28 protein-coding genes are annotated in these 22713 nt (G+C 62.7%); 13 read left to right on the top strand and 15 right to left on the bottom strand.

Annotation, left to right across the window (positions count from 1 at the left end; genetic code table 11):
- Positions 1-47: 47 nt before the first annotated feature.
- The 4 genes from U3654_RS12275 to U3654_RS12290 are packed head-to-tail and all read right to left on the bottom strand — an operon-like array spanning position 48 to position 4320.
- Positions 48-1208, bottom strand: coding sequence for an acyl-CoA dehydrogenase family protein (locus U3654_RS12275; protein WP_324751837.1), 1161 nt, complete (start codon positions 1206-1208; stop codon positions 48-50).
- Positions 1205-2626: a carnitine 3-dehydrogenase gene (locus U3654_RS12280; RefSeq protein ID WP_324751838.1), complete on the bottom strand. Its 1422-nt coding sequence runs from the start codon at positions 2624-2626 to the stop codon at positions 1205-1207. The genes U3654_RS12275 and U3654_RS12280 overlap by 4 nt, the downstream gene beginning before the upstream one ends.
- A 21-nt stretch (positions 2627-2647) precedes the next feature.
- The gene (locus tag U3654_RS12285; RefSeq protein ID WP_324751839.1) at positions 2648-3412 is read right to left on the bottom strand and encodes an SDR family oxidoreductase; all 765 of its coding nucleotides are present in this window, start codon (positions 3410-3412) and stop codon (positions 2648-2650) included.
- Positions 3409-4320 carry a 3-keto-5-aminohexanoate cleavage protein gene (locus U3654_RS12290; RefSeq protein WP_324751840.1) on the bottom strand — a complete coding sequence of 304 codons (912 nt, stop codon included), beginning with the start codon at positions 4318-4320 and terminating at the stop codon, positions 3409-3411. The genes U3654_RS12285 and U3654_RS12290 overlap by 4 nt, the downstream gene beginning before the upstream one ends.
- 86 nt (positions 4321-4406) lie before the next feature.
- On the opposite strand from U3654_RS12290, the gene U3654_RS12295 reads away from it, so the two are divergent.
- Together U3654_RS12295 and U3654_RS12300 are read left to right on the top strand one after the other, a co-directional pair.
- Positions 4407-5357: a GlxA family transcriptional regulator gene (locus U3654_RS12295; RefSeq protein WP_324751841.1), complete on the top strand. Its 951-nt coding sequence runs from the start codon at positions 4407-4409 to the stop codon at positions 5355-5357.
- A gap of 71 nt (positions 5358-5428) precedes the next feature.
- Positions 5429-5677, top strand: a complete 249-nt coding sequence (locus tag U3654_RS12300; protein ID WP_324751842.1) for a hypothetical protein — start codon at positions 5429-5431, stop codon at positions 5675-5677.
- Here U3654_RS12300 and U3654_RS12305 read toward each other — a convergent pair.
- The 7 genes from U3654_RS12305 to U3654_RS12335 form a co-directional block, all read right to left on the bottom strand.
- Positions 5641-6759: a beta-ketoacyl-ACP synthase III gene (locus tag U3654_RS12305; protein WP_324751843.1), complete on the bottom strand. Its 1119-nt coding sequence runs from the start codon at positions 6757-6759 to the stop codon at positions 5641-5643. The two genes, U3654_RS12300 and U3654_RS12305, sit on opposite strands and share 37 nt — an antisense overlap.
- 10 nt (positions 6760-6769) lie before the next feature.
- Entirely contained in the window at positions 6770-7723 is a 954-nt protein-coding gene (locus tag U3654_RS12310) for a D-glycerate dehydrogenase (RefSeq protein ID WP_324751844.1), read from the bottom strand.
- Complete coding sequence (locus U3654_RS12315) at positions 7720-8058, bottom strand: tRNA-binding protein (RefSeq protein WP_324751845.1); 339 nt, start codon at positions 8056-8058, stop codon at positions 7720-7722. Before U3654_RS12315 ends, U3654_RS12310 begins: the two co-directional genes overlap by 4 nt.
- The gene (gene proC / locus U3654_RS12320) at positions 8051-8866 is read right to left on the bottom strand and encodes a pyrroline-5-carboxylate reductase (RefSeq protein WP_324751846.1); all 816 of its coding nucleotides are present in this window, start codon (positions 8864-8866) and stop codon (positions 8051-8053) included. The genes U3654_RS12315 and proC overlap by 8 nt, the downstream gene beginning before the upstream one ends.
- Before the next feature lie 44 nt (positions 8867-8910).
- Positions 8911-9411, bottom strand: coding sequence for a YbjN domain-containing protein (locus U3654_RS12325; RefSeq protein WP_324751847.1), 501 nt, complete (start codon positions 9409-9411; stop codon positions 8911-8913).
- A 226-nt stretch (positions 9412-9637) separates the two neighbouring features.
- Positions 9638-9856, bottom strand: coding sequence for a hypothetical protein (locus U3654_RS12330; protein WP_324751848.1), 219 nt, complete (start codon positions 9854-9856; stop codon positions 9638-9640).
- A 689-nt stretch (positions 9857-10545) separates the two neighbouring features.
- Complete coding sequence (locus U3654_RS12335; RefSeq protein WP_324751849.1) at positions 10546-10800, bottom strand: accessory factor UbiK family protein; 255 nt, start codon at positions 10798-10800, stop codon at positions 10546-10548.
- Between the two features lie 150 nt (positions 10801-10950).
- Here U3654_RS12335 and lgt point away from each other — a divergent pair, with 150 nt between their 5' ends.
- The 5 genes from lgt to U3654_RS12360 all read left to right on the top strand — a co-directional run bounded on the left by lgt (position 10951) and on the right by U3654_RS12360 (position 14945).
- Entirely contained in the window at positions 10951-11838 is an 888-nt protein-coding gene (lgt, locus tag U3654_RS12340; protein ID WP_324751850.1) for a prolipoprotein diacylglyceryl transferase, read from the top strand.
- On the top strand, positions 11835-12899 hold the full coding sequence (locus U3654_RS12345) for a class I SAM-dependent methyltransferase (protein ID WP_324751851.1): 1065 nt from the start codon (positions 11835-11837) through the stop codon (positions 12897-12899). The genes lgt and U3654_RS12345 overlap by 4 nt, the downstream gene beginning before the upstream one ends.
- Before the next feature lie 10 nt (positions 12900-12909).
- Entirely contained in the window at positions 12910-13665 is a 756-nt protein-coding gene (gene pgeF, locus U3654_RS12350; RefSeq protein ID WP_324751852.1) for a peptidoglycan editing factor PgeF, read from the top strand.
- Between the two features lie 276 nt (positions 13666-13941).
- A complete protein-coding gene (locus U3654_RS12355; protein WP_324751853.1) occupies positions 13942-14103 on the top strand; it encodes a hypothetical protein in 162 nt (53 codons plus the stop codon).
- A gap of 56 nt (positions 14104-14159) precedes the next feature.
- The gene (locus U3654_RS12360) at positions 14160-14945 is read left to right on the top strand and encodes a Hint domain-containing protein (RefSeq protein ID WP_324751854.1); all 786 of its coding nucleotides are present in this window, start codon (positions 14160-14162) and stop codon (positions 14943-14945) included.
- A gap of 40 nt (positions 14946-14985) precedes the next feature.
- On the opposite strand, the gene U3654_RS12365 is transcribed toward U3654_RS12360, so the two are convergent.
- Positions 14986-15486: an Lrp/AsnC family transcriptional regulator gene (locus U3654_RS12365; protein ID WP_324755280.1), complete on the bottom strand. Its 501-nt coding sequence runs from the start codon at positions 15484-15486 to the stop codon at positions 14986-14988.
- A gap of 202 nt (positions 15487-15688) precedes the next feature.
- Here U3654_RS12365 and trxB point away from each other — a divergent pair, with 202 nt between their 5' ends.
- From trxB to U3654_RS12380, 3 genes are all read left to right on the top strand, one after another.
- On the top strand, positions 15689-16678 hold the full coding sequence (gene trxB, locus U3654_RS12370) for a thioredoxin-disulfide reductase (protein WP_324751855.1): 990 nt from the start codon (positions 15689-15691) through the stop codon (positions 16676-16678).
- The gene (locus tag U3654_RS12375; protein ID WP_324751856.1) at positions 16653-16994 is read left to right on the top strand and encodes a ribonuclease E inhibitor RraB; all 342 of its coding nucleotides are present in this window, start codon (positions 16653-16655) and stop codon (positions 16992-16994) included. The genes trxB and U3654_RS12375 overlap by 26 nt, the downstream gene beginning before the upstream one ends.
- Positions 16995-17257: 263 nt before the next feature.
- A complete protein-coding gene (locus U3654_RS12380; RefSeq protein WP_324751857.1) occupies positions 17258-18973 on the top strand; it encodes a bifunctional sulfate adenylyltransferase/adenylylsulfate kinase in 1716 nt (571 codons plus the stop codon).
- A gap of 33 nt (positions 18974-19006) precedes the next feature.
- Here the strand turns inward: U3654_RS12380 and U3654_RS12385 are convergent, their stop codons facing one another.
- The 3 genes from U3654_RS12385 to U3654_RS12395 all read right to left on the bottom strand — a co-directional run bounded on the left by U3654_RS12385 (position 19007) and on the right by U3654_RS12395 (position 20679).
- Positions 19007-19873 carry a glycosyltransferase family 10 domain-containing protein gene (locus tag U3654_RS12385; protein WP_324751858.1) on the bottom strand — a complete coding sequence of 289 codons (867 nt, stop codon included), beginning with the start codon at positions 19871-19873 and terminating at the stop codon, positions 19007-19009.
- A gap of 136 nt (positions 19874-20009) precedes the next feature.
- Positions 20010-20237, bottom strand: a complete 228-nt coding sequence (locus U3654_RS12390; RefSeq protein WP_324751859.1) for a DUF1150 family protein — start codon at positions 20235-20237, stop codon at positions 20010-20012.
- Between the two features lie 22 nt (positions 20238-20259).
- Positions 20260-20679 (bottom strand): Hsp20 family protein, encoded by a 420-nt coding sequence (locus U3654_RS12395; protein ID WP_324751860.1) that lies wholly within the window; start codon positions 20677-20679, stop codon positions 20260-20262.
- Positions 20680-20847: 168 nt separating this feature from the next.
- On the opposite strand from U3654_RS12395, the gene U3654_RS12400 reads away from it, so the two are divergent.
- From U3654_RS12400 to U3654_RS12410, 3 genes are all read left to right on the top strand, one after another.
- Positions 20848-21072, top strand: coding sequence for a YdcH family protein (locus tag U3654_RS12400; protein WP_324751861.1), 225 nt, complete (start codon positions 20848-20850; stop codon positions 21070-21072).
- 83 nt (positions 21073-21155) lie between these two features.
- Positions 21156-21644, top strand: coding sequence for a 5-(carboxyamino)imidazole ribonucleotide mutase (gene purE, locus U3654_RS12405; RefSeq protein ID WP_324751862.1), 489 nt, complete (start codon positions 21156-21158; stop codon positions 21642-21644).
- Complete coding sequence (locus U3654_RS12410; protein WP_324751863.1) at positions 21637-22710, top strand: 5-(carboxyamino)imidazole ribonucleotide synthase; 1074 nt, start codon at positions 21637-21639, stop codon at positions 22708-22710. Before purE ends, U3654_RS12410 begins: the two co-directional genes overlap by 8 nt.
- The last annotated feature ends 3 nt before the right edge of the window (positions 22711-22713 follow it).

Below are 22713 nucleotides of genomic sequence, written 5' to 3' on the forward strand. Positions count from 1 at the left end.
GTCTGCCGAGAGGGAAGGCACAAAGGTATTTTGCAGCGGCGGCTGCGTCACGCCCCCAAGGGCCGCAGCAGATCGCGGCTGATGATATGGCGCTGGATTTCCGACGTGCCGTCCCAGATCCGCTCGACCCGCGCATCGCGCCAGAAGCGCTCGATCGGGAAGTCGTCCATCAGGCCCATACCGCCATAGATTTGCAGTGTGGTATCCGTCACCCGCGCAAGCATCTCGCTGGCATAAAGCTTGGCCGACGCAATCTCGCGGTTGGCAGGCAGGCCCTGATCCAGCCGCCAAGCCGAGGCGAGAGTCAGCCAGTCGGCAGCGTCGATTTCTGTGATCATGTCGGCAATCTGGAAGCTGATACCCTGATATTTTCCAATAGGTTGGCCGAATTGCTCGCGCTCGGCGGCATAATTCAGCGCCATGTCAAAGCAGCGGCGCGCGCGACCGACAGCCATAGTGGCGACGGTGATCCGCGTCGCGTAGAGCCATTCGTTCATCACCGCAAAGCCGCCATCGACCTCGCCCAGCACCTGCGCATCGGGCAAGCGACAATTGTCGAATTCAAGGATCATGTTCTTGTAACCACGATGGCTAACCGACTTATATCCGTCGCGGATGGTAAAGCCTGGCGTGCCGCGATCAACGAGGAACGTCGTGATGCGTTTTTTCGGCCCCTTGGGCGTATCGTCCTCGCCAGTCGCGATAAAGACGATGATGAAATCAGCGTGATCCGCGCCCGAGATGAAATGCTTGGTGCCGTTGATGACCCAATCGCCGCCGTCGCGTTTGGCACTGCATTTCATGCCGCGCACGTCTGATCCGGCACCCGGTTCTGTCATGGCCAGCGCATCCATCCGCTCGCCCTTCACAGCGGGCAGCAGGTAGCGCTCGCGCTGCTCGCCCTCGCAGGCCATCAGGATATTCTGCGGGCGACCAAAGAAATGCGTCAGCGCCATGGAGCCGCGGCCAAGCTCGCGCTCGACCAGTGCGAATTCCAGATGGCTCAGGCCCGCGCCGCCCACATCTTCGGGGAAGTTGCAGGCGTAAAAACCCAGATCCAGCGTCTTCTGCTTGATCTTTTCGGCCACTTCGGCAGGCACTTCGCCCGTGCGCTCGACCTCGGCCTCGTGGGGATAGATCTCTTTCTCGACAAAGCTGCGCACGGTTGAGACGATCATTTCCTGTTCGTCGGTTAAACCAAAATTCATGATTTTGCTCCTTCGTGGGCGGCGGCCAGCGCGGCGATGCGGTCGGCGACTTCGGGGCTGGGATCGCAGGTGCGGCGCGTCTCGAGGCTGACATGCAGCATGAACTGGTCGCAGGTCGCCAGAACCTCGCCGTCTGATGCACGCTTTAGCTCATGAACGCAGCGCAGTTTCTTGCCCTGCCCTTCGGTGACGCGGGTGTGGACCTCAACGGCCTCGCCAGCGTGGGTTTCCACCAGATATTTGGTCGTCGTTTCAACGGTAAAGTAGCTGAGGCCGTTCGCGATATAGTCATCATCCGCGCCGACATACGCCATCACTTCCTCGGCGGCGTCCGAGAAGATCTGGCCATAGCGCCCCTCGTTCATATGACCGTTTACGTCGGTCCAATCGACGGGGATCGTGCGGCGCAGGCTGACCATCGGGCTGCCGCCCTCCAGCACGGGACGCAGGGTCTTCTCATGCTCGTTCAACAAGCGACCCGACGCGTTGCCTTGCTGTTTGAGCGCGCGCATCATGGCGATCAGGTTGCCGTCGCGTTTGCGCTCCAGCTGGCGGATAGTGAGGTGGCCGGACTGGTCGTCGGACTGATCCGCGATCATCTGGGCCAGTTCGTCCGTCAGCTCTGGCACGTCCATCAGCTTGGTCCATGGCCATTTGAGGCAAGGGCCGAATTGGTCGATGAAGTGTTTCATCCCCGCCTCACCGCCTGCGACGCGGTACGTCTCGAACAGGCCCATTTGCGCCCAGCGGATGCCGAAACCATAGCGGATCGCGTTGTCGATTTCCTCGGTCGTGGCGATACCGTCTTTGACCAGCCACAGCGCCTCGCGCCAGACAGCCTCGAGGAAGCGGTCGGCGATATGCGCGTCGATCTCCTTGCGCACGCGCAGGGGGTAGAGGCCAACGGAGGTGAGGATTTCGGAGGCGCGGTCCAATAGCGCGGGATCGCTGGCATCGGTGCCGACCACCTCGATCAAGGGCAGCAGGTAGACCGGGTTGAACGGGTGGCAGACCATGATCTGGCCGGGGCGCGCGGCACCTTCCTGCAATTCGCTCGGTTTGTAGCCGCTGGTGGACGAGCCAATGACGGCATCCTCGCGGCAGGCCGATTGGATTTCGGCATAAACCCTGTGCTTCATCTCCAGCCGCTCAGGCACGCTTTCTTGAATCCAGTCTACGCCGGTGACAGCGTCGGTCACCGTGTCATGGAATGTCAGCGTGCCTTCACCCGGCATTGCGTAATCATAGAGCATCGGCAGCGCGTGGCGCGCGTTGTCCAGCACCTCGCCGATCTTGCGTTTCGCCTGCGGGTCGGGGTCGAAAATGCGTACGTCCCAACCATTCAGTAGGAACCGCGCGGCCCATCCGCCGCCGATCACGCCGCCGCCGATGATGGCTGCTGTCATTTTCTTGGTCATGTTGTGATCCGTTGTCTTGCGCTAGGGCGCGTTGGTTTCGGTGTGGCCGTCGATCGCGATGATTTGGCCCGAGATTTTGGACGCGGCGGGTGAGGCGAGGAACAGCACCGTGTCGGCCAGGTCGTCGACCGTGACCCAAGTGCGCATCGACACGCCGCGCACATATTGGTCGCGCACGTCCTGTTCGGGCCGGTTCGAAGCTTTCGCTTCCATCGCGACCACCCGGTCCATGCGGTCGCCCTCAACCGCGCCGGGGCAGATGGCGTTGACGCGCACGCCCACTGGACCCAGCTCCATCGCCAGCGTTTTGGTCAAGCCAACGAGGCCCCATTTTGCCGCCGCATAGGGCGAGCGGTAAGGGTGGCCCCATTGACCGGAGGTGGACGAGGTGATGACGATGCAGCCCGATTTCTGCGCCCGCATGATCCGCGCGGCCCAGCGGCAGGTCAGGAATGCGCCGTTCAGGTTAACCGCGAGGCACGCCTGCCACGCGTCGTAGTTCAGATCCTCGATCCGGCCTGCGGGGCCGCCGGTGCCCGCGTTGGCGCAGACCACGTCGACGCCGCCCCAGCTATCCTCCACTTGGCTTAGAAAGGCGTCCATCTGACCCGCATCAGTGACGTCGGCCTTCATACATATCGCATCCGGCATCTCTGCCGCGACGCGCTCCACCGCATCCCCGTCCGCATCGCACAGCGCCACGCGGTCGCCCTGCGCCGCGAACCGCCGCGCAAGGCCGAGGCCGATGCCCGAGGCACCGCCCGTGATGAGAGCGCGCTGGCTCACTTCGGCGCGCGCTTGGTCAGGCGCAGCTTGTCGCGCACGTCTGCGGGAGTCATGATCTTGGCGCCCAGGCGCTCGATGATCTCGCGGGCACGGGTGACCAACTGGTGGTTCTCGGCCAGAACGCCACGATCCAGCATCAGGTTGTCTTCCAGCCCGACGCGCACGTTACCGCCTGCCAGAACGCTAGCTGCAACAAACGGCATCTGATCGCGGCCCAGCGAGAACGCCGACCAGTTCCAGTCGTCCGGCACATTATTCACCATCGCCATAAAGGTATTCAAGTCATTCGGCGCGCCCCATGGCACACCCATGCATAGCTGCACCAGCGCGTCCTTTTCCAGCACGCCATCCTTGACCAGCTGCTTGGCATACCAGAGGTGGCCGGTGTCGAACGCCTCGATCTCGGGCTTGGCGCCTGCTTCGGTCATCATGCGGCCCATCGCGGTCAACATGCCGGGCGTGTTGGTCATCACATAATCGGCCTCGGCAAAGTTCATCGTGCCGCAATCGAGCGTGCAGATCTCGGGCTGGCATTCCAGCACATGCGCCACGCGTTCGCTGGCGCCGACCATGTCCGATGCGTCCTCGTTCAGGGGCAAGGGGTTCTCGGGGTCTCCGAATATCATGTCGCCGCCCATGCCCGCCGTCAGGTTCAGCACGACGTCGGTATCGGACGCACGGATACGGTCGGTCAGCTCACGGTATAGCTTCAGATCGCGGCTGGGCTTGCCGGTTTCGGGATCTCGCACGTGGCAGTGGACGATGGCGGCGCCGGCCTGCGCCGCCGCGATGGCGCTGTCGGCTATCTGCTCAGGGCTGCGCGGCACGTGCGGGCTGCGGTCCTGCGTGCCGCCACCACCGGTCACGGCGCAGGTGATAAATACATCGCGGTTCATGGTCAGGGGCATGGGAAGGCGTCCTTTCGGGGATATGCTGTCAGTCACGGCACATCGTAGCGCTGGCCTGTAGGTCGATAGTGCAGTATCGGACAGGAATGATGCAGAGATGGACAAAACCGCAGAGGACGCCGATCACCTTCGCGTTCCTGCTTTATGACAGGTTTTCGAACCTGTGCCTTGCCAACTGCCTCGAGCCTTTGCGCGCGGCAAATACTGTCAGCCGGGCGGACCTCTTTGATTGGCAGATCGTGACGCAGACGGGCGAGGCAGTGCACAGCTCAAGCGGGATGCGGGTGTTGCCGCATGACGAACTGGGGCGGCTCGCGCCCTGTGATTATCTATTTATCCTCGCCAGTTACGATCACACCCGCCACGACACGCCGCGCATGCGAACGGCCCTGCGCGGTGCGGCAAAAAAGGCGGGGACGTTGGTAGGGATGGACACTGGCCCGTGGCTGATGGCGTCGGCGGGTTTGCTGGCGGGGCGACGCGCGACGCTGCACTGGGATTTGCAGGATGCCTTCGCCGAGCGTTTCCTCGATGTGGAGACCGAGCGCGCGCGCGTCATCCGCGACGGGCCGGTCATCACCTGCGCGGGCGCGATGAGTGCGCTGGATCTGATGATGGATCTGATCGCCCATCACGCGGGCATGGCCGCGCGCCTTGATGTCGAGAACCAGTTCATGCATGGCAGCGACACAGCCGCCGCGCCGTCCGAGCCTGATGCGCTGGTGCGCCGCGCGCTTGAGCAGATGCGCGCGCATGTCGAGCGCCCCTTGCCGCTGGGCGCCATCGCGCGGCGGTTGCATTGCCAGCCGCGCACGCTGGATCGCCACTTCCGCCGCTCGCTGGGCGCGCCGCCCGGCACTGTCTATCGGCATATCCGCCTCTCTGAGGCACGCAAGCTGCTGGACAGCACATCGCTGGCCATCGCGGAAATCGCCGTGCGCTGCGGATATGATTCCCCCGCCGCCCTCGCACGCGCCATGCGTGTGCGATATGGCGCCGCCCCGACACAATTGAGGGGCGGCGCGCGACGGGACTGAGCGATGCGCGGAACGATGGCCCCGCCAAAGCGTTACTCATTAAATGCGCAGCAATCGTGAAAGGCCCACTCATGGACCGCCTTGCCCTATTTCTGACCTGGCTCAGCGCCGCCGCAGTGGCGGGCGCATTGATCGCCGTCTGTGCGGTGATGGGATACACATCGTTCTGGGCGATCGCGGTAAGCATAATTCTGGCGATTTCCATCGCCTATCCCAGTGCAACTTTGGTCGCGCGCAACCTGCGCAAATGGCAGAAAACGAATGAACGCGCCAAGAATGGCGATCAGGCCCGCTCGACCAAAACCGAGCCCACCGAGTAGCCCGCCCCGAACGAGCAGATTAGGCCGCGCTCGCCCGGAATCATATCGTCGCTGTTCTGCGCGAACGCGATTATCGAGCCTGCGGACGACGTGTTGGCGTAGTCCTGCAAGATATTCGGTTGCTCTTGGGGCGTCGGCGTGCGGCCCATCACTTTGCGTCCGATGAAATCATTCATCGCCTTGTTTGCCTGGTGCAGCCAAAGACGCTTGAGACTGTCCGCCGGGGTGTTTTCCGCCGCTAGGTGGTCCGCGATATGACCTGCGACCAGCGGCAGCACCTCCTTAAACACGCGGCGGCCCTCCTGCATGAACTGCATGTCGCGCCGGTCCTGCATCTGGCCGTGAGCGCGGCGCAAAAAGCCGTCATTGTTGCGGATGTTGTTCGAAAACTGCGTGGCACATCGCGTCGACAGAATGCGGAAATGCGCGCCTTTTGCGGCGTCCTCAGGTTCCAGCACCGCAGCGGTGCAGACATCACCAAAAATGAAGTGGCAGTCGCGGTCACGCCATTCCAGATGCGCGCTGCATATCTCGGGGTTAACCACGATGGCACAGCGGGCCGATCCCGCGCGGATCATATCCGCCGCCGCTTGCATCCCGAAAGTGGCGGATGAGCAGGCAACGTTCATGTCAAACGCAAAGCCATGCGCGTCCAGCAGCTGCTGAATTTCCACGGCGATGGCGGGATATGCCCTCTCGTGATTGGAGGCGGCGCAGATGATCAGATCGACATCACCGGGCGCGCGTCCGGCCTGCATTAACGCCTTTTGACAGGCATCCAGTGCCATTTCAGCCATCAGGCTGGGCTGATCATCGGTGCGCGGTTCCAGCAAAGGGTGCATCACCTGAGGATCCAGAATACCGGCCTTCTCCATCACATAGCGCTGCTGGATACCCGAAGCGTTGACGATGAACGCGCTGCTGGAATGCGCCTTGGCGCCCGTGTCGCCCGCCGCGATGGCATCCGCGTTTTCGGCATTGTAGAGGTCCGCATAGGCGTTGAACGCCGCCACCAGTTCGTCATTGGTGATGACATGCGGCGGCGTGAAAACACCAGTCCCGGTGATGGCGGCATGGCTCATCGCGCGCGCCTCAATTTACTGTGTTGGGCGGCGCGCCCCCGTCAAAGAACGCCTTGAGGTTCTCGACCGCGAGCATCCCCATCGCCTCGCGCACCTCCAGCGCGGCCGTGCCCAAGTGAGGCAACAACACCGCATTTTCCAGCGCGATCAGCGCCTCGGGCACGTTTGGCTCCTGCTCATAGACGTCAAGGCCCGCACCCGCGATAGTGCCGCTGCTCAGTGCATCGATCAGCGCGGCCTCGTCGACCACGTCGCCGCGCGAGATGTTGATGAAATGGGCGTGTGGCTGCATGGCATTGAACACCTCAGCGTCGATCAGGTGATGCGTGTCCGCGCCGCCCGGCACCGCCGTGACAACCACATCGGCGCGCGCAGCAAGGGCAGCGATATCCGCCATCCGCTTGGCCGGGAAATCCAGATCTTTTTCCGAGCGGTTCTGATAGATCACATCCATGCCAAAGCCATGATGGCACCGCCGCGCGATAGCCTGCCCGATGCGGCCCATACCTATGATGCCCACCGTCTTGCCGCCCAGATGCAGGCCCAGCATCTGGGTCGGGTGCCATCCCTCCCAGTTGCCTGAACGCACCAATCGCTCGCCCTCGCCCGCGCGGCGCGCGCTCATCAGCATGAGGGTCATGGCGATATCGGCGGTTGCGTCGGTGACGGCGCCGGGCGTGTTGGTCACGGTGATCCCGCAGGCGCGCGCGGCGGCCACGTCGATGTGGTTATAGCCGACACCGAAATTCGCCAGCAGTTTGCAGCGATGCTTGCCGTCGCCGAAAATCTCGACGTCGAAATTGTCGCGCAGCGTCGGCAGCACGCCGTCATATAGCGCCAGCGCCGCGCGCATCTCGGCGGGTTTCATGGGCAGGGTGCTCTCTCGCACCTCGACGTCGAACGTTGCCTCGGCGGCGGCGATCACGCTGGCGGGCAACGGGCGGGTAATGAAAATACGGGTCAATGCATCCGCCCTCCGACAGGCACGTCTTGGTCCGGGGTCATAAGCACGATCTCGCCCTCCTTGTCGGGCACGCCCAGCACCAGCACTTCGGACATGAAGGGGCCGATCTGGCGGGGTGGAAAATTCACGACGCCCATAACCATGCGATTCATCAGCGTTTCGGGTGTATAATGCGCAGTGACCTGCGCCGATGTCTTGCGTTCGCCGATCTCGTCGCCGAAATCGATCCACATCTTGATCGCAGGCTTGCGCGCCTCTGGAAACGGTTCGGCGCGCGTGACGCGGCCAACGCGAATGTCGACCGCTATGAAATCGTCGAAACTGATATCAGCCATTACGCAGCTCCCTTGAGCGGTTTGCAGCAGCACCGACGGTGCGGCGTATGAGGTCCGGCAGGCCATTGGCCTCGTCCATCAGCACTTCCAGCCCTGCCTGCGTCGTGCCATTGGGGCTGGTCACGTTGACGCGCAGCTCTGCGGGCGTCTCATCTGCCGCTTCGGCCAGCGCACCTGCGCCTGCAACGGTGGCCTGCGCCAGTTGCATCGCCAGTTTGGGGGGCAGCCCCTCGGCCTCACCCGCCTTGGCCATGCATTCGATCATGTGAAAGACATAGGCCGGGCCAGAGCCAGAGACGCCTGTAACGGCATCCATCTGATCCTCGTTGTCCAGCCGGACAACCTGCCCCACGGCCTTTAGCAGAGTCTCGGCCAGATCCATCTGGCCACTGCTGGCGTGGGCATTGCCGATGATAGACGTAATGCCCCGCCCCACGGCGGCGGGAGTGTTGGGCATGGCGCGGATAATCGGGCTATGGCTGCCCAGCGCATCCTCAAATGCGGAAATCGGCGTTCCAGCCGCGACCGACACGAACAGCGTCGTGCCATTGCCCATTTCGCGCAGGGCAGGCAGCGCCTCGCCCATCATCTGAGGTTTGACCGCGATCAGCACGATGCCGGGTGCGGCAGGCAGATCGCTGTTGATCGTCACGCCGGTATTTTTTAGCCAATCCGATGGCTTCGGGTCGATGACCCAGACCGACGATGGCGGCAGGCCGCCTGACAGCCAGCCTTGCAGCATCGCGCCGCCCATCTTGCCACAACCCAGCAGCACAAGGCCCTTTTCGGCCACGAAATTCATATCCATAAAGTGCCTTCCTTGTCCCTTGCTGCCAAATTCAGGGGGCGAGGTTACGCGCGGCCATAGGCCTCTGCAATGGCAACCTGCATCGCATCGCGCGGGGTACGATCCCCCCAGACAACCAGCTGAAAGGCAGGATAAAACCGCTCGCAGTTCAGCACGGCAGCGGTGATCAATGTGTCGATCTGTTCAGGCGATGCGCCCTGCCCACCGGACATCAGCAGGCCATAGCGATAAACCATCAACTTTTGCTCGCGCCAATAGGTAAAGGCCCCGGACCAGCATTGGTCGTTGACCTCGTTCAGCGCCTCAAAGAGGGCTGGCAACTTGTCGCGCGGCGGCTCCATCTCGAAGGTGCAGACCATGCGCAACGTCTCGTCATAGGCGGACCATGCGAGGGTGATCGAATAGGTGCGCCACTGGCCCTCGACGGCCATGGCGATCTGGTCATCGCCGACGCGGTCGAACTGCCAGTCGTTATGCTCGGCCAGACTTTCGACGATGTCGATAGGATGAAGGTCTTCGGACAGGAACTGCTCGGACAGGGCCATTGCGCCACCTTTGGGTTTTATCCTGCGACGGGGATCTATCGCCCCCAAGCACTGGATGACTGCTCTACGGGATGGGGTTCGCCCCCATGCCCTTACCAAATATAGTGCGGCACGTAGGCGCGCCAGTAAAGCTATTTATTGGGGATACCCGCAATAAGTTGTGGATAGACTGCACAATTGCGCAAGATCGCGGGTCTGGGGCGCTATAAACGCGCGGGTCGCGCTGTTAAAGCGCACTCAGCCGTTGCTGGCAGGCGGTCAGCACGCCCATATCGTCCAGCGCGATCAGATCCTCGATCAAACTGTCCAGCGTTCGACTGTAAGCGATGATCGCGGCGTCGCGGCGCTGATTATCGGGGGCATCGCGGGTAATCTGGCGCAACTCACGCAGCCGGGCCAGTTGATCCTGCACCGCGCGCACGTGCTCTGCCGCCTGCGCGCTCATGTGGCGACTGGCATGCCCGGGCCTTGGACAGCCGGGCGGATCGACATAGCAGCCGGACCGCAAATGATCGTTGTGACGCCTTGCGTGGCACACTTCATGAGAGAACCCCCTGGAAATAACACAATCTATACTTGTAACGCACGGAAATTGCGGTATTTTTTACAGCGTGTAAAACTTTGAGCGACTAGTCAATGGGGTTTGTCCGCGTCCTAATCAATGCGCGGCATTATTTGACATACAGACGCTTCGCGATATCGCTGGAGAGGGAATTGCCCCGTCGCGGGCTGCATGGCTATGCGCGCAAGCTGGGACTCACGTCAGCAGAATGCGCGACATGCTGATCTCAAATCTGAGCGAAATCGTCACCGCCATGGGCATGATCGTCGAAATCTAACGTCCGCTCGGCAGTGCGGCTGGGGCGCTTAAACTGGACCAAACGTCGAAAATGCGGTCCATCCGCTGGCGATGCATGACGAAATAGCGCGTGCCGCAGCCATCGCCTTGAGGAGTGTTTTGTTTGCCTTGCAGGGTTGGTGGCCGCAGAATCTGCACTGCTCCATCGCACCCCGGTTGGGATGCGCCATGCCTGCTGGACTGCAGCCACGCCTAACCACCCGCTAGGCATCATGGGCTTATCTGGAGGGCGGCAAACTGGCCCTGCGTAATCTGAGCGTCCCTGCGCGCGGAGCTTAGCGGCGGTCCGCTGCGCCAGTTTCCAGCGCGTCAAGCCGCGCCTTAAGCGCCTCGTTCTCTTCGCGGGCCTTCTGGGCCATGGCGCGCACGGCATCGAATTCCTCACGCGTGACGAAATCGCGGTCGGCCAGCCAGCGGTCGATCATCGACGACATTGCTGTCTCGGCCTCTTGGCGCGCGCCTTGGGCCACGCCCATCGCGTTGGTCATCAGTTGCGAGATGTCGTCCATCACCTTGTTGCGGGTCTGCATATTACACTCCTATTGCATCGCGGCATGGCCACGGTTCATTAACTATGCGGCATGGCCGCGTATCGCACACAATATGGTGCGGGCGCAGCCTGATCACAAGATGCGTGCCCCCCGTTGACTTCCCCCCTCATGCGCGGCCATGTCTGCGCCATGATAGCTGTCATTCCCTTTCCCGACATCTCGCCCGAGTTGTTCACGATCCCGATCTTTGGGATGGAGTTCGCGCTGCGCTGGTATGCGCTGGCCTATATCGCAGGCATTATCGTTGGCTGGCGGATCGTGCTGGGCGCTGTGCGCCGGCCCCGCCTGTGGCAGGACGGCACGCCCGCGATGACGGCCAAGCAGGTCGAGGACCTGCTGTTCTGGGCGATTCTTGGCATCATTCTGGGCGGGCGGCTGGGTTTTGTGCTGTTCTATCAGCCGGGACATTATCTGGCGCACCCGGCGCAGATCCTGAAGGTTTGGCAAGGCGGCATGTCGTTCCATGGCGGGATGCTGGGCGTTCTGATCGCCTGTGTCCTTTATTCGCTCCGCCATGGTTTGCGGATGTTGTCGGTCGGAGATCTTCTCAGCATGGCCGCGCCTGTCGGGCTGTTGCTGGGACGTCTCGCCAATTTCATCAACGCCGAGCTGTGGGGCAGGCCCACCGATCTGCCTTGGGGCGTGATCTTTCCAGGGGCAGCCGCGCAGGATTGCCCCGACGTGATTGGCCTTTGTGCACGCCATCCCTCGCAGCTATACGAGGCGCTGCTAGAGGGGCTGGTGCTGGGCGCGGTCCTGCTCTGGCTGGCCTACCGGCGCGGCGCACTGAAACGGCCCGGCTGGATTTCGGGATGCTTCTTTATCGGTTATGGCCTCGCGCGGTTCATCGTGGAATTTGCGCGTCAGGCCGATGCGCAGTTCATGACACTGGGCAACCCGCTGGGCCATGCGCTGGAGCTGGGCGGCGGCTATGGCCTTAGCATGGGGCAGCTTCTGTCACTGCCGATGATCGGCTTCGGGATCCTCTTGCTGTTGATTATCCCCAAGGCGCGATGACCCCGCTTGCGCGCCTGATACTCGCGCAGATCGATGCGGATGGACCAATGACGCTGGCCGATTACATGGCGCTCAGCCTGATGCATCCCAAGCACGGCTATTACGCCACGCGCGATCCATTTGGTGCCGCGGGCGATTTTACTACCGCGCCCGAAATCAGTCAGATGTTCGGCGAGCTTTTGGGTCTGTCGCTGGCTCAGGCATGGCTGGATCAGGGCGCACCTGCGCCATTTGCGCTGGCCGAACTGGGACCGGGGCGCGGCACGCTGATGGCCGACATCCTGCGCGCGACACGCGGCGTGCCAGGATTTCACGCAGCGATGCAGCTGCATCTGGTCGAAACGTCGCCAACGCTGCGGCAGGTGCAGGCGAAAACGCTGAAAGGCCATGCGCCTCAATGGCACAGCGCGACTGAAGATCTACCCGACCTGCCGCTGTTTCTGGTCGCCAATGAGTTCTTTGACGCGCTGCCCATCCGGCAGGCTCAGCGCAGCGGCGATAGCTGGCGCGAGCGGATGGTCACGCGCGATGGCGATCGCCTGATCCCCGCGCTTAGCGCGCCGACCCCGCTGCCCATGCTGGCGCAGCGCCTGGACGACACGGCTGAGGGAGATATCGTCGAATTCAGCCCGGCGGCGACACGCATCGCCGCCCATGTTGGCACGCAGATCGCGACGCGGGGTGGCGCGGCGCTGATCGTGGATTACGGCGACTGGCGCGCGCTGGGTGATACGTTTCAGGCACTGCGCGCGCATGCAACCGCCGATCCATTCGCTGACCCCGGTGGCGCTGATCTGACGGCCCATGTCGATTTCGAGGCGCTGGCACTGGCCGCTGCCCCGGCGCGCCACACCCGCCTGACAGCTCAGGGCGTGTTTCTAGAGCGTTTGGGCATCGCGCAGCGTGCGCAGAAATTGGCCGATGCGCTCACCGGGGGGGCGCAGCAGGCCCATCTCGCGGCACATCGTCGCTTGACCCACCCGTCGGAAATGGGGACGCTATTCAAGGTGATGGGCCTTTACCCCGAGGGTGCCGCACCGCCACCCGGATTGTTGGGATGAAATCAGCGCCATGACCCTCGAAATCCTGACCGCAGACAGCCTTGCCCCCCTGCGCCACGGGTTCTTTACGCGCCGCGGTGGCGCGTCTTCGGGTGTATTCACCGGGCTGAATTGCGGTCAGGGGTCGACCGACCAGCGGGAAGCCGTCGCCATAAACCGCGCCCGTGTGGCGGATGCGATGGATGTCGCGCCAGATCACCTGCAAAGCGTGCATCAGGTCCACTCGGCCAGCGTCGTGACGCTGGAGGCCCCCTTGACCGAACGGCCCCGCGCCGATGCGATGGTGACAGCGACGCCCGGTATCGCGCTGGCGATCCTGACCGCCGATTGCCAACCTGTCCTGTTCGCGGATGCGCGGGCGGGCATCGTCGGCGCGGCTCATGCCGGATGGCGTGGCGCACTGGACGGCGTGCTGGAGGCGACGGTCGACGCAATGGTGACCCTTGGCGCAGCGCGCAATGATATTTCGGCCGTGATCGGCCCCTCGATCAGTCAGACCGCCTATGAGGTCAGCGCCGACTTCATGAGCGCCTTCGTTGCCAAGGATGCTGACCATGCGCGTTTCTTTGCGCCCGGCGCCGAGGGGCGGATGCAGTTCGACCTGCCTGCCTTCGGGCTGGAGTGTCTGCACCGCGCAGGAGTCGGGCACGCCGAATGGACAGGCCATTGCACCTATGGCGACCCGGACCGCTTTTACTCGTACCGGCGCACAACGCACCGGGGCGAGGTCGATTACGGTCGTCTGATCGCCACCATCCGCCTCTAAAGCGGTGCGCGCATAGGATAGGCCAAAGGCGCACGCGCCACAGCTTTGCCCAGATTGGCGCGCAGATCGTAGCGCCAGATCGACGCCACCCTCCGCAGATCGCTAATTTTTAGTTAAGAATCGCCCCTTGAAGTGGGTCATCAGAAGTTCACGAATTTTCCCGGGCTTGGCCGCAAATGTCATGCACTGGCCCAAACATGGCCGCAAATCACTGTCAGGTTGGTCGCTCATAAACACAAACGGACCCGTCATGCGGGCATGTCAGGGAGACATCACATGAGCAGCCAGAGCAAACCGCAGAAACGCTGGATGACATCCGCCCTCAAGACCGCCGCTGGCGACATGCCGCAGTCGCCCTTTCAGCGCGGTCAGCGCAAGGGGATCGCCGCGCGCAGCAGCCTTGTTCAGCCGTGCCAGCGCATGTTGCACACCTCCTGATTTCAGCCGCACCGCCCAAGGCCGCGCCCCATAGGATTAAGCGAGAAAGCCAAAACATGGTCTATACCCCGTCCGCTCTCGGCCTCGCCACCGCTCTGCGCGCCAACGCCAGCAGCGCGGCGCAGGCGCGCCAGCGGGGCGATGCGGGCGCAGACACGAGGGTCTGCAATGTAGCACATCTGCGCAACGATGGCAGCATTGCCGAGGTTCGCCACACGATCCCGGTCCATCCCATTTTTGACGCAGCATTCAGCGCCTTTGCGCGCGGCACGCTGATCAGCACCACAGACGGACCCGTCGCGATCGAAGATCTGACACCCGGTATGAAGGTCGCGACGAACGAGTGTGGCCCATCGCCGGTGCTGTGGATCGGCAGCATGGCGATGCGCCAATGCGAAAACATGCCTAACCCCTCATCCGGCACCGCGCGGCTGACTCGCATCATGACGGGCGCGCTGGGTATGGGCAGACCGCTGACCGATGTGATGACCGGTCCCGGCGCGCGCATTGCGCAGCGCAGCGCAACCCAGCCCGGCGGGGCCCACTCGGATCAGGTATTGCGACCAGTCCATGACATGATCGACGGCACGCATGTTATCGCGCTCAGCCCGCCGGGCACTGTGCATCTCTATCACCTCGCGCTGCGCCGCCATGCGACGATCACCGCCGCAGGCCTCGCGTTCGAGACGTATCACCCCGGCCCCGGCTTTGAAAACAACCTGAACTATCAACATCTTTGGCAATTCATCGAGATGTTTCCGCATATCATGCGCCCTGCCGATTTCGGCAGCCTCGCGCATCCGCGCGCGCCACTTGCAAGAGACGGACGGGCAGTCTCCTGAGCGGATTCCGTCTTAGGTATCGTGACTCATATATCGCGCCTCAGGTGTCGCGCGCCAGCCGCGCTTCCAGCACATCGAAGGGCACGCCGGGCTGATCCTTGGACCTGCGAATGACCAGAGCCGTCTTGACGCTGGCCACGTTGCTGGCGGCTGTCAGTTCTTCGGTCAGGAAGCGCTGGAATGTGCTGAGGTCCGGTGCCACGCATTTCAGGATAAAATCGACCTCGCCGTTCAGCATATGGCACTCGCGCACCAGCGGCCATTCGGCGCAGCGCGCCTCGAACGCGCTCAGATCTGCCTCGGCCTGGCTTTGCAGTCCGACATTGGCGAACACCTGCACCTCAAAGCCCAGCTCGCGCGCGTCAACGTCGGCATGATAGCCACGAATAAATCCGGCCTCCTCCAGCGTGCGCACGCGGCGCAGGCAGGGCGGCGCCGAGATGCCGACGCGCTTGGCCAGTTCGACGTTGGTCATACGGCCATCGGCCTGAAGCTCGGCCAGGATCTTGCGGTCGATTGGGTCCAGACGGGTCGTGGCCATAATACCTCTGCTCATGGGGAAATTTCGCGATTGTTATACTAGCCGCGCCGTGCAGCGCAACAATCTTTCGCCGCAACGCAAGATCATTGCGCAATAACTTGGCAAGCCACGCAAATGCAACCCCGCTTTGCCAGGGGGTTTCGCCGCCCTCCTGCCGCGTCTATATCAGGCGCAGATTTCAGCACAACGAAAGGCGACGCACATGGCCAGCACGAAAAAGACCAAGGTTCTGATCATCGGCTCAGGCCCGGCGGGATATACCGCCGCCGTCTATGCCAGCCGCGCCATGCTGGAGCCGGTGCTGGTGCAGGGAATTGAGCCTGGCGGCCAGCTGACCACCACAACCGAGGTCGAGAACTGGCCCGGCGACACCGAGGTGCAGGGCCCCGACCTAATGCTGCGCATGGAGTCCCACGCCAAGGCGATGGGCTGCGAAGTCATCGGCGACATCATCAGCAGCATTGATTTTTCCAAGCGTCCCTATGTCTGCCAATCCGATAGCGGCACCGAATACGTAGCCGATGCCATCATCCTGTGCACAGGCGCGCGCGCCAAATGGCTGGGCCTGCCCAGCGAGGAAAAGTTCAAAGGCTTCGGCGTTTCGGCCTGCGCCACCTGCGACGGATTTTTCTATCGCGGGCAGGAGATCGTCGTCGTCGGCGGCGGCAACACAGCGGTCGAAGAGGCGCTGTTCCTGACCAATTTCGCCTCCAAGGTCACGCTGGTCCACCGCCGGGATGAGCTGCGCGCCGAGCGAATTCTGATCGACCGGCTGGAAAAGAACCCCAAGATCCACCCCCTCTGGTTCCACGAACTGGACGAGGTCTATGGCACCGACAACCCGCTGGGTGTCGAAGGCGTCAAGGTCAAGCATACCAAGACCGGCGAGATCACCGATATCCCTGCCAAGGGCGTGTTCATCGCCATCGGCCATGCCCCCGCGAACGAGCTGGTCAAGGACGTGCTGGAAACCCATATGGGCGGCTATGTCGTGACCAAACCAGACAGTACCGAGACGTCGATTCCCGGCGTTTTTGCCGCTGGCGATCTGACCGATTACAAGTATCGCCAAGCCGTCACCAGCGCCGGAATGGGCTGCATGGCCGCGCTCGAGGCCGAGCGTTGGCTGGCCGAGCATGGCATGGCCGAGAATGAGGATGCCGTGAATGCGGCCCCCGCTTATGGCGCATGATTTTGCCGCCCAGCGGGCCGCGACCTACGCCACCTTCGCCGAAATCGCCGAGGGCGTGGACCTGCCGGACGTGGCCGATATCGACTATGCGTTTATCGCGGGCGCTGCCGCCGACTGGGACGCTGCCGAGGCTGCGCTGAGCGAGGCAGGCTTTGACTGCGCGCGGGTCGAGGACGAGGATGGCTCGCTCTATCTGGCGACCTGTCTGCCAGATCAGCCTGTGACCGCAATGGCCATTTGGCTGGGCGAAGAAACGGCGACAACGCTGGCCTTGCCCCATGGCTTTCACCCCGACGGCTGGGGCTTTCTGGGATAAGCGTAGGATTGATGTAAAATCGTCCGCATCACTCCGGGCATCGGTGCCCACCGCAACCCGTCCGATGCGTAGGCGCCCCGCGGCCAAGCACCGCGCGGCGGCCTCCTTTGCACGCCACATGGCGGAAAACAGGCCTTTTCGTCGCGATATACGTGGAGGTCACTGGACAATCGCCCTTTGCGCACGCTATTGCGCGCGCGATGGGTCCGTCATGTAGACCCCCCCCCGACGACAATCCGCCCCGCAACCCCGAAAGTGATTTCATGCTCCCTCTCACGAACCTCACGCCGATCCCGGAACTTTATGTCAGCCACGAGTCGGCTCAGAAGCTGAAGGTCGAGGCGGCCGATCTGGTCAGCCATGATCTGACGCCACGCCAGATCTGCGATCTGGAGCTGCTGATGAATGGCGGCTTCAACCCGCTCAAGGGGTTCATGAGCGAGGCGGATTACGATGGCGTCGTCGAGGAGATGCGCCTGAGCAGCGGCGCGCTCTGGCCGATGCCGATCACGCTGGACGTGGGCGACACATTCGCCGACGCGCTGGAACTGGGGCAGGATATCGCCCTGCGCGATCAGGAGGGCGTGATCCTCGCCACCATGACCGTCACCGACCGCTGGAGCCCGGACAAATCCAACGAGGCGGCCAAGGTCTTTGGCGCCGATGACAGCGCCCATCCGGCCGTCAACTACCTGCATAACACCGCCGGCGCGGTCTATCTCGGCGGTCCCGTCACCGGCATCCAGCAGCCGGTGCATTATGATTTCCGCGGTCGCCGCGACACCCCGAACGAACTGCGCGCCTACTTTCGCAAGCTGGGCTGGCGCAAGATCGTGGCCTTTCAGACGCGCAACCCGCTGCACCGCGCGCATCAGGAACTGACGTTCCGCGCCGCCAAGGAGGCGCAGGCCAACCTGCTGATCCACCCTGTCGTCGGCATGACAAAGCCGGGCGATGTCGATCACTTTACCCGCGTGCGCTGCTACGAGGCGGTGCTGGACAAATACCCAAGTTCGACCACCACGATGAGCCTGCTCAACCTGGCCATGCGCATGGGCGGCCCGCGCGAGGCGGTCTGGCACGGGCTGATCCGGGCCAATCACGGCTGCACGCATTTCATCGTCGGGCGCGATCACGCCGGCCCCGGCAAGAATTCGGCCGGCGAGGATTTCTACGGCCCCTACGATGCGCAGGACCTGTTCCGCAAGTATCAGGACGAGATCGGCGTCGAAATGCTGGACTTCAAACACATGGTCTATGTGCAGGAGCGCGCCCAATACGAGCCGATGGACGAGATCGAGGACAAGGACGACGTCACGATCCTGAACATCTCCGGGACCGAGCTGCGCCGCCGTCTGCAAGAGGGCCTCGAGATCCCGGAATGGTTCAGCTTTCCCGAAGTGGTCAAGGAGCTGCGCCGCACCCGCCCGCCACGGGCCAATCAGGGATTCACCGTGTTTTTCACCGGCTATTCCGGGTCGGGCAAATCCACCATCGCCAACGCGCTGATGGTCAAGCTGATGGAAATGGGCGGGCGCCCCGTGACGCTGCTGGACGGCGATATCGTGCGCAAGAATCTCTCCTCCGAGCTGGGATTCAGCAAGGAGCACCGCGATCTGAACATTCGCCGCATCGGCTATGTCGCCAGTGAAATCACCAAGAACGGCGGCATCGCCATCTGCGCCCCGATCGCGCCCTATGCCACCACGCGGCGCGCGGTGCGCGAGGACGTCGAAGAGTTCGGCGCGTTCATTGAGGTCCACGTCGCCACCAGCATCGAGGAATGCGAGCGCCGCGACCGCAAGGGCCTCTACAAACTGGCGCGCGCGGGCAAGATCAAGGAGTTCACCGGCATCTCGGACCCCTACGACATTCCCGAAACCCCCGAACTACGCGTCGAGACCGAAAACGTCGACGTCGACAACTGCGCCCATCAGGTCGTGCTGAAACTGGAACAGATGGGGCTGATCGCAGGCTAAATTGACACAGGGCCGCGCATCATGCCGCGGCCCTTATTGCGTCTGCAGAACCGTCCGCGCCGCGCGGGCGTAAAGATCGCCAAAATCTGCGGCCGTATCCTGCATCGCCAACAGCGCGGGCGCGCGCGCCTCGTAATCCTCTGCCGAGGCTCCTTGCATCGCCGCGCGCAGCTCTTCCTCGCTCTTGCATATGATCATGCCCGACGTATCAAAGAAATCGCCGATATTCGGGCAACCCCAATAGATCGGCACAGTTGCGCATAGAATGGCGTCGACCAGCTTTTCGGTAAAGTAATTCGTCTCGCGCACATTCTCGATCACCACGGAATAGCGGTAAGAGGCCAGCCCGTCCGCCTTGGCGGCGAACGGCTTATAGCCGCGCCCCATTACGTCCAGATCCATCTGCGCCTTGTGCGCCCAATCGGCGATTGAATGGCGCAGGCGGTGCCCCTCTTGCGAGCGTTTGTCGGACGCGATCAGCGACATCATCCGCGTCTTGGTGCAATCCAGATCGCGCCACCCGGGAACCCACGTGCTGCCGAAGGGAAAAAACGCACCGTTTGGTATATCGCTCAGCAACGCGGCGTTATGGCTTAGCACTTTGTAGAACCTACCATGCGAGCGGCGCAGCGACCTGAGTTGGCCACCATGGATCGCCTCTGGTTCCAGCACCATGATCGAAACGCGCGCGCGAATGCCGAAACCGGGCCGCCAATGCAGCGACTTGCGCGGGAAAACGATCAGATGATCGCGCGGCTCCAGATCGGCCAGCGTGCGCCCCTCAATCCCCTCAGGCGTGCCCAGCGGCCAGATCAGCCGGTCGAGCGGGATCGCGCCGGGGCGCACGCCCAGCTTCATGTCATGGGGCAGAACCGCCACCTTGGGCGCAGGCTGGGACATGGATCGCACTCCTTGAAACACGCCCCCTTTACGCGACGGGGCGCGCACCGGCAACCAGCCCATGCGCGCCCCAATATTTCATCGTTCCGCAAATACTCATGCTCTGCCTGCCACAGGCAGAACCACCTCGCCGGGATCAATGCACCGTTACAGGCTCCAGATCGTGCTGGCGCGCCAGAACGAAGGCCATCTTGCGATTACTAACCAGCGCCAAACGCTCGCCTTCTTCGCTGTGGACGGCATAAAGTGTCGTCAGATCGCCCACTTGGCTCTGCACGTCCTCGGGCAGATCCTCAACCGCGACTGAGCGGACATAGGCGATGCGTTGGCCAGCCTCGTGCGGGAATTCGAATTCGGTATCCATGTCTCATGCCTCCTTAAGACGGCTATTTGCCACGTTTGTTTATCTGGATCGTCTGTACAACTGTTTCGGCAGGTGCGCGGGTCAAGTCGATATGCAGCAGCCCGTTCTCCATGATCGCCGCGCCCACCTCGACCGCATCAGCCAAAACAAAGCTGCGCTGAAACTGCCGCGCCGCAATGCCGCGATGCAGGAACACCCGCTCGCCCATATCGGCACCTTGGCGGCCCCGGATCACCAGTTGGCGATCCTCAACCGTGACCGACAAATCGCCCTCGCCAAAGCCTGCAACGGCCAGCGTAATGCGATAGGAGTTGTCTGAAGTCTGCTCAATATTGAAAGGCGGATAGCCCTCGTTACCGGATTTCGCGCTGCGCTCCAGCAGCCTTTCCAGCTGGTCAAAGCCCAGCATATAGGGGTGCGCCCCCAGCGTCATTTTCGTCATGTGCCACGTCCTTGCGTCAAGCGACTGGTCAGATTGGCACCGCCCCATTAGCGGCAACGATGCCTTGAACAGAATATGGGTCTTCCCCAGCAGCGGTGCAAGGGCTATGCCAATACTCAAATCCGGCGTATCCTATACGAGCCGTCCAGCGGCAGGAAAGAGTCCCACATGAACGCCTATAGCGAACTCGCGATGAAATCCGACGACGTGCTGCGCGTCGAGCTGGAACAGTTCCGCCGCGAGCATCGCGATCTGGACCTGGCGATCGAGGCGCTGGAAGAGCGGACCGTGCGCGATCCGCTGACCATCAAACGGCTCAAGCAGCAAAAGCTGCGCCTCAAGGATCGTATCGCCTACATCGAAGACCGGCTTCTGCCCGACATCATCGCCTGAGGCGCGCATTTACCCCGCCTGAGTGGTGGACGCCCTGCGCGCGCGCGCCTATGGTTCGCGCCTGAAACAATGAGGGGCGCGCAATGCCGCAAATCGAGGTCGGGATCATCATGGGCAGCCAGTCGGACTGGCCCACGATGAAGGAAGCCGCAGACATTCTGGACGCGCTGAACGTGCCTTACGAGACGCGCATCGTCTCGGCCCATCGCACGCCGGATCGCCTGTGGTCTTATGGCACCGAGGCGGCGGGGCGCGGCCTCAAGGTGATCATTGCGGGCGCTGGCGGTGCGGCGCACCTACCCGGCATGATGGCGTCCAAGACCCGCGTGCCGGTGATCGGCGTGCCGGTGCAGACCAAGGCGCTTTCGGGCCTCGACAGCCTCTATTCCATCGTCCAGATGCCCAAAGGCTATCCGGTCGCCACCATGGCCATCGGCGCAGCTGGTGCGGCCAATGCGGGCCTCATGGCCGCCGCGATCCTGGCCAATGGGGATGCGGCGCTGGCTGGGCGTCTGGATGACTGGCGTGCGGCCCTGTCCGCCTCAATCCCCGAGGAGCCGACAAATGACTGAGCCGCTTAAAACCGGTGCCACCATCGGCATTCTCGGCGGCGGCCAACTGGGCCGGATGCTATCAGTCGCGGCCTCGCGCCTCGGCTTCAAAACCTGCATTTTCGAGCCGGGCACAGACTGCCCCGCGTCCCATGTCGCGGATCGCCACATTGCCGCGCCATACGACGACGAAGATGCGTTGCATACCTTTGCAGATGCCTGCGACGTCATCACATTCGAGTTCGAGAACATCCCGACCTCGACGCTGGAAATCCTCGAAAAACTGCGCCCGCTCCATCCGGACCGTACGGCACTGCGCGTCAGTCAGGACCGGCTGGTGGAAAAGGCGTTCCTGAACGATCTGGGCCTGCAAACCGCCCCTTTCGCCGCAGTCGATGACGGCGTCGACATCACGCAAGCGATGAATGAAATCGGCCTGCCCGCAATCCTGAAAACCCGCCGCTTTGGCTATGACGGCAAGGGGCAGGTGCGCATAACGGACCCAAACGAGGCCGAAGGCGCGTTGAGCGATATGAACGAGGCTCCGGCGATCTACGAAGGCTTTGTCGATTTCAGCCATGAGGTGTCCGTGATAGCCGCCCGCAATGCCGCCGGCGATGTGTCGGCCTTTGATCCCGGCGAGAACGTGCATAAGGACGGCATCCTGCGCACCACGACCATCCCGGCCCGCCTCAGCGCCGCACAGCGCAGCGATGCCGTCTTACTGGCGGCCAAGATACTGAACAAGCTGGATTACGTCGGCGTGATGGGTGTCGAGTTGTTCGTCACCGACGAGGGCCTGATCGTAAATGAGATCGCCCCGCGCGTGCATAATTCCGGCCACTGGACACAGAATGGCTGCACCGTCGATCAGTTTGAGCAACACATCCGCGCCGTCGCCGGATGGCCGCTGGGCGATGGCAAGCGGCACTCGAACGTGGTGATGGAAAACCTCATTGGCGACGACATGGACCGTGTGCCCGATCTGGCGCGCGACGGTGCCTGCGCACTGCATATATACGGCAAGGCCGAGGTCAAACCGGGCCGCAAGATGGGCCATGTCAACCGCGTGACCGGGCCGGCCTGACTC

The sequence above is a fragment of the Roseovarius sp. Pro17 genome (assembly GCF_035599575.1).
Lineage (GTDB): Bacteria > Pseudomonadota > Alphaproteobacteria > Rhodobacterales > Rhodobacteraceae > Roseovarius.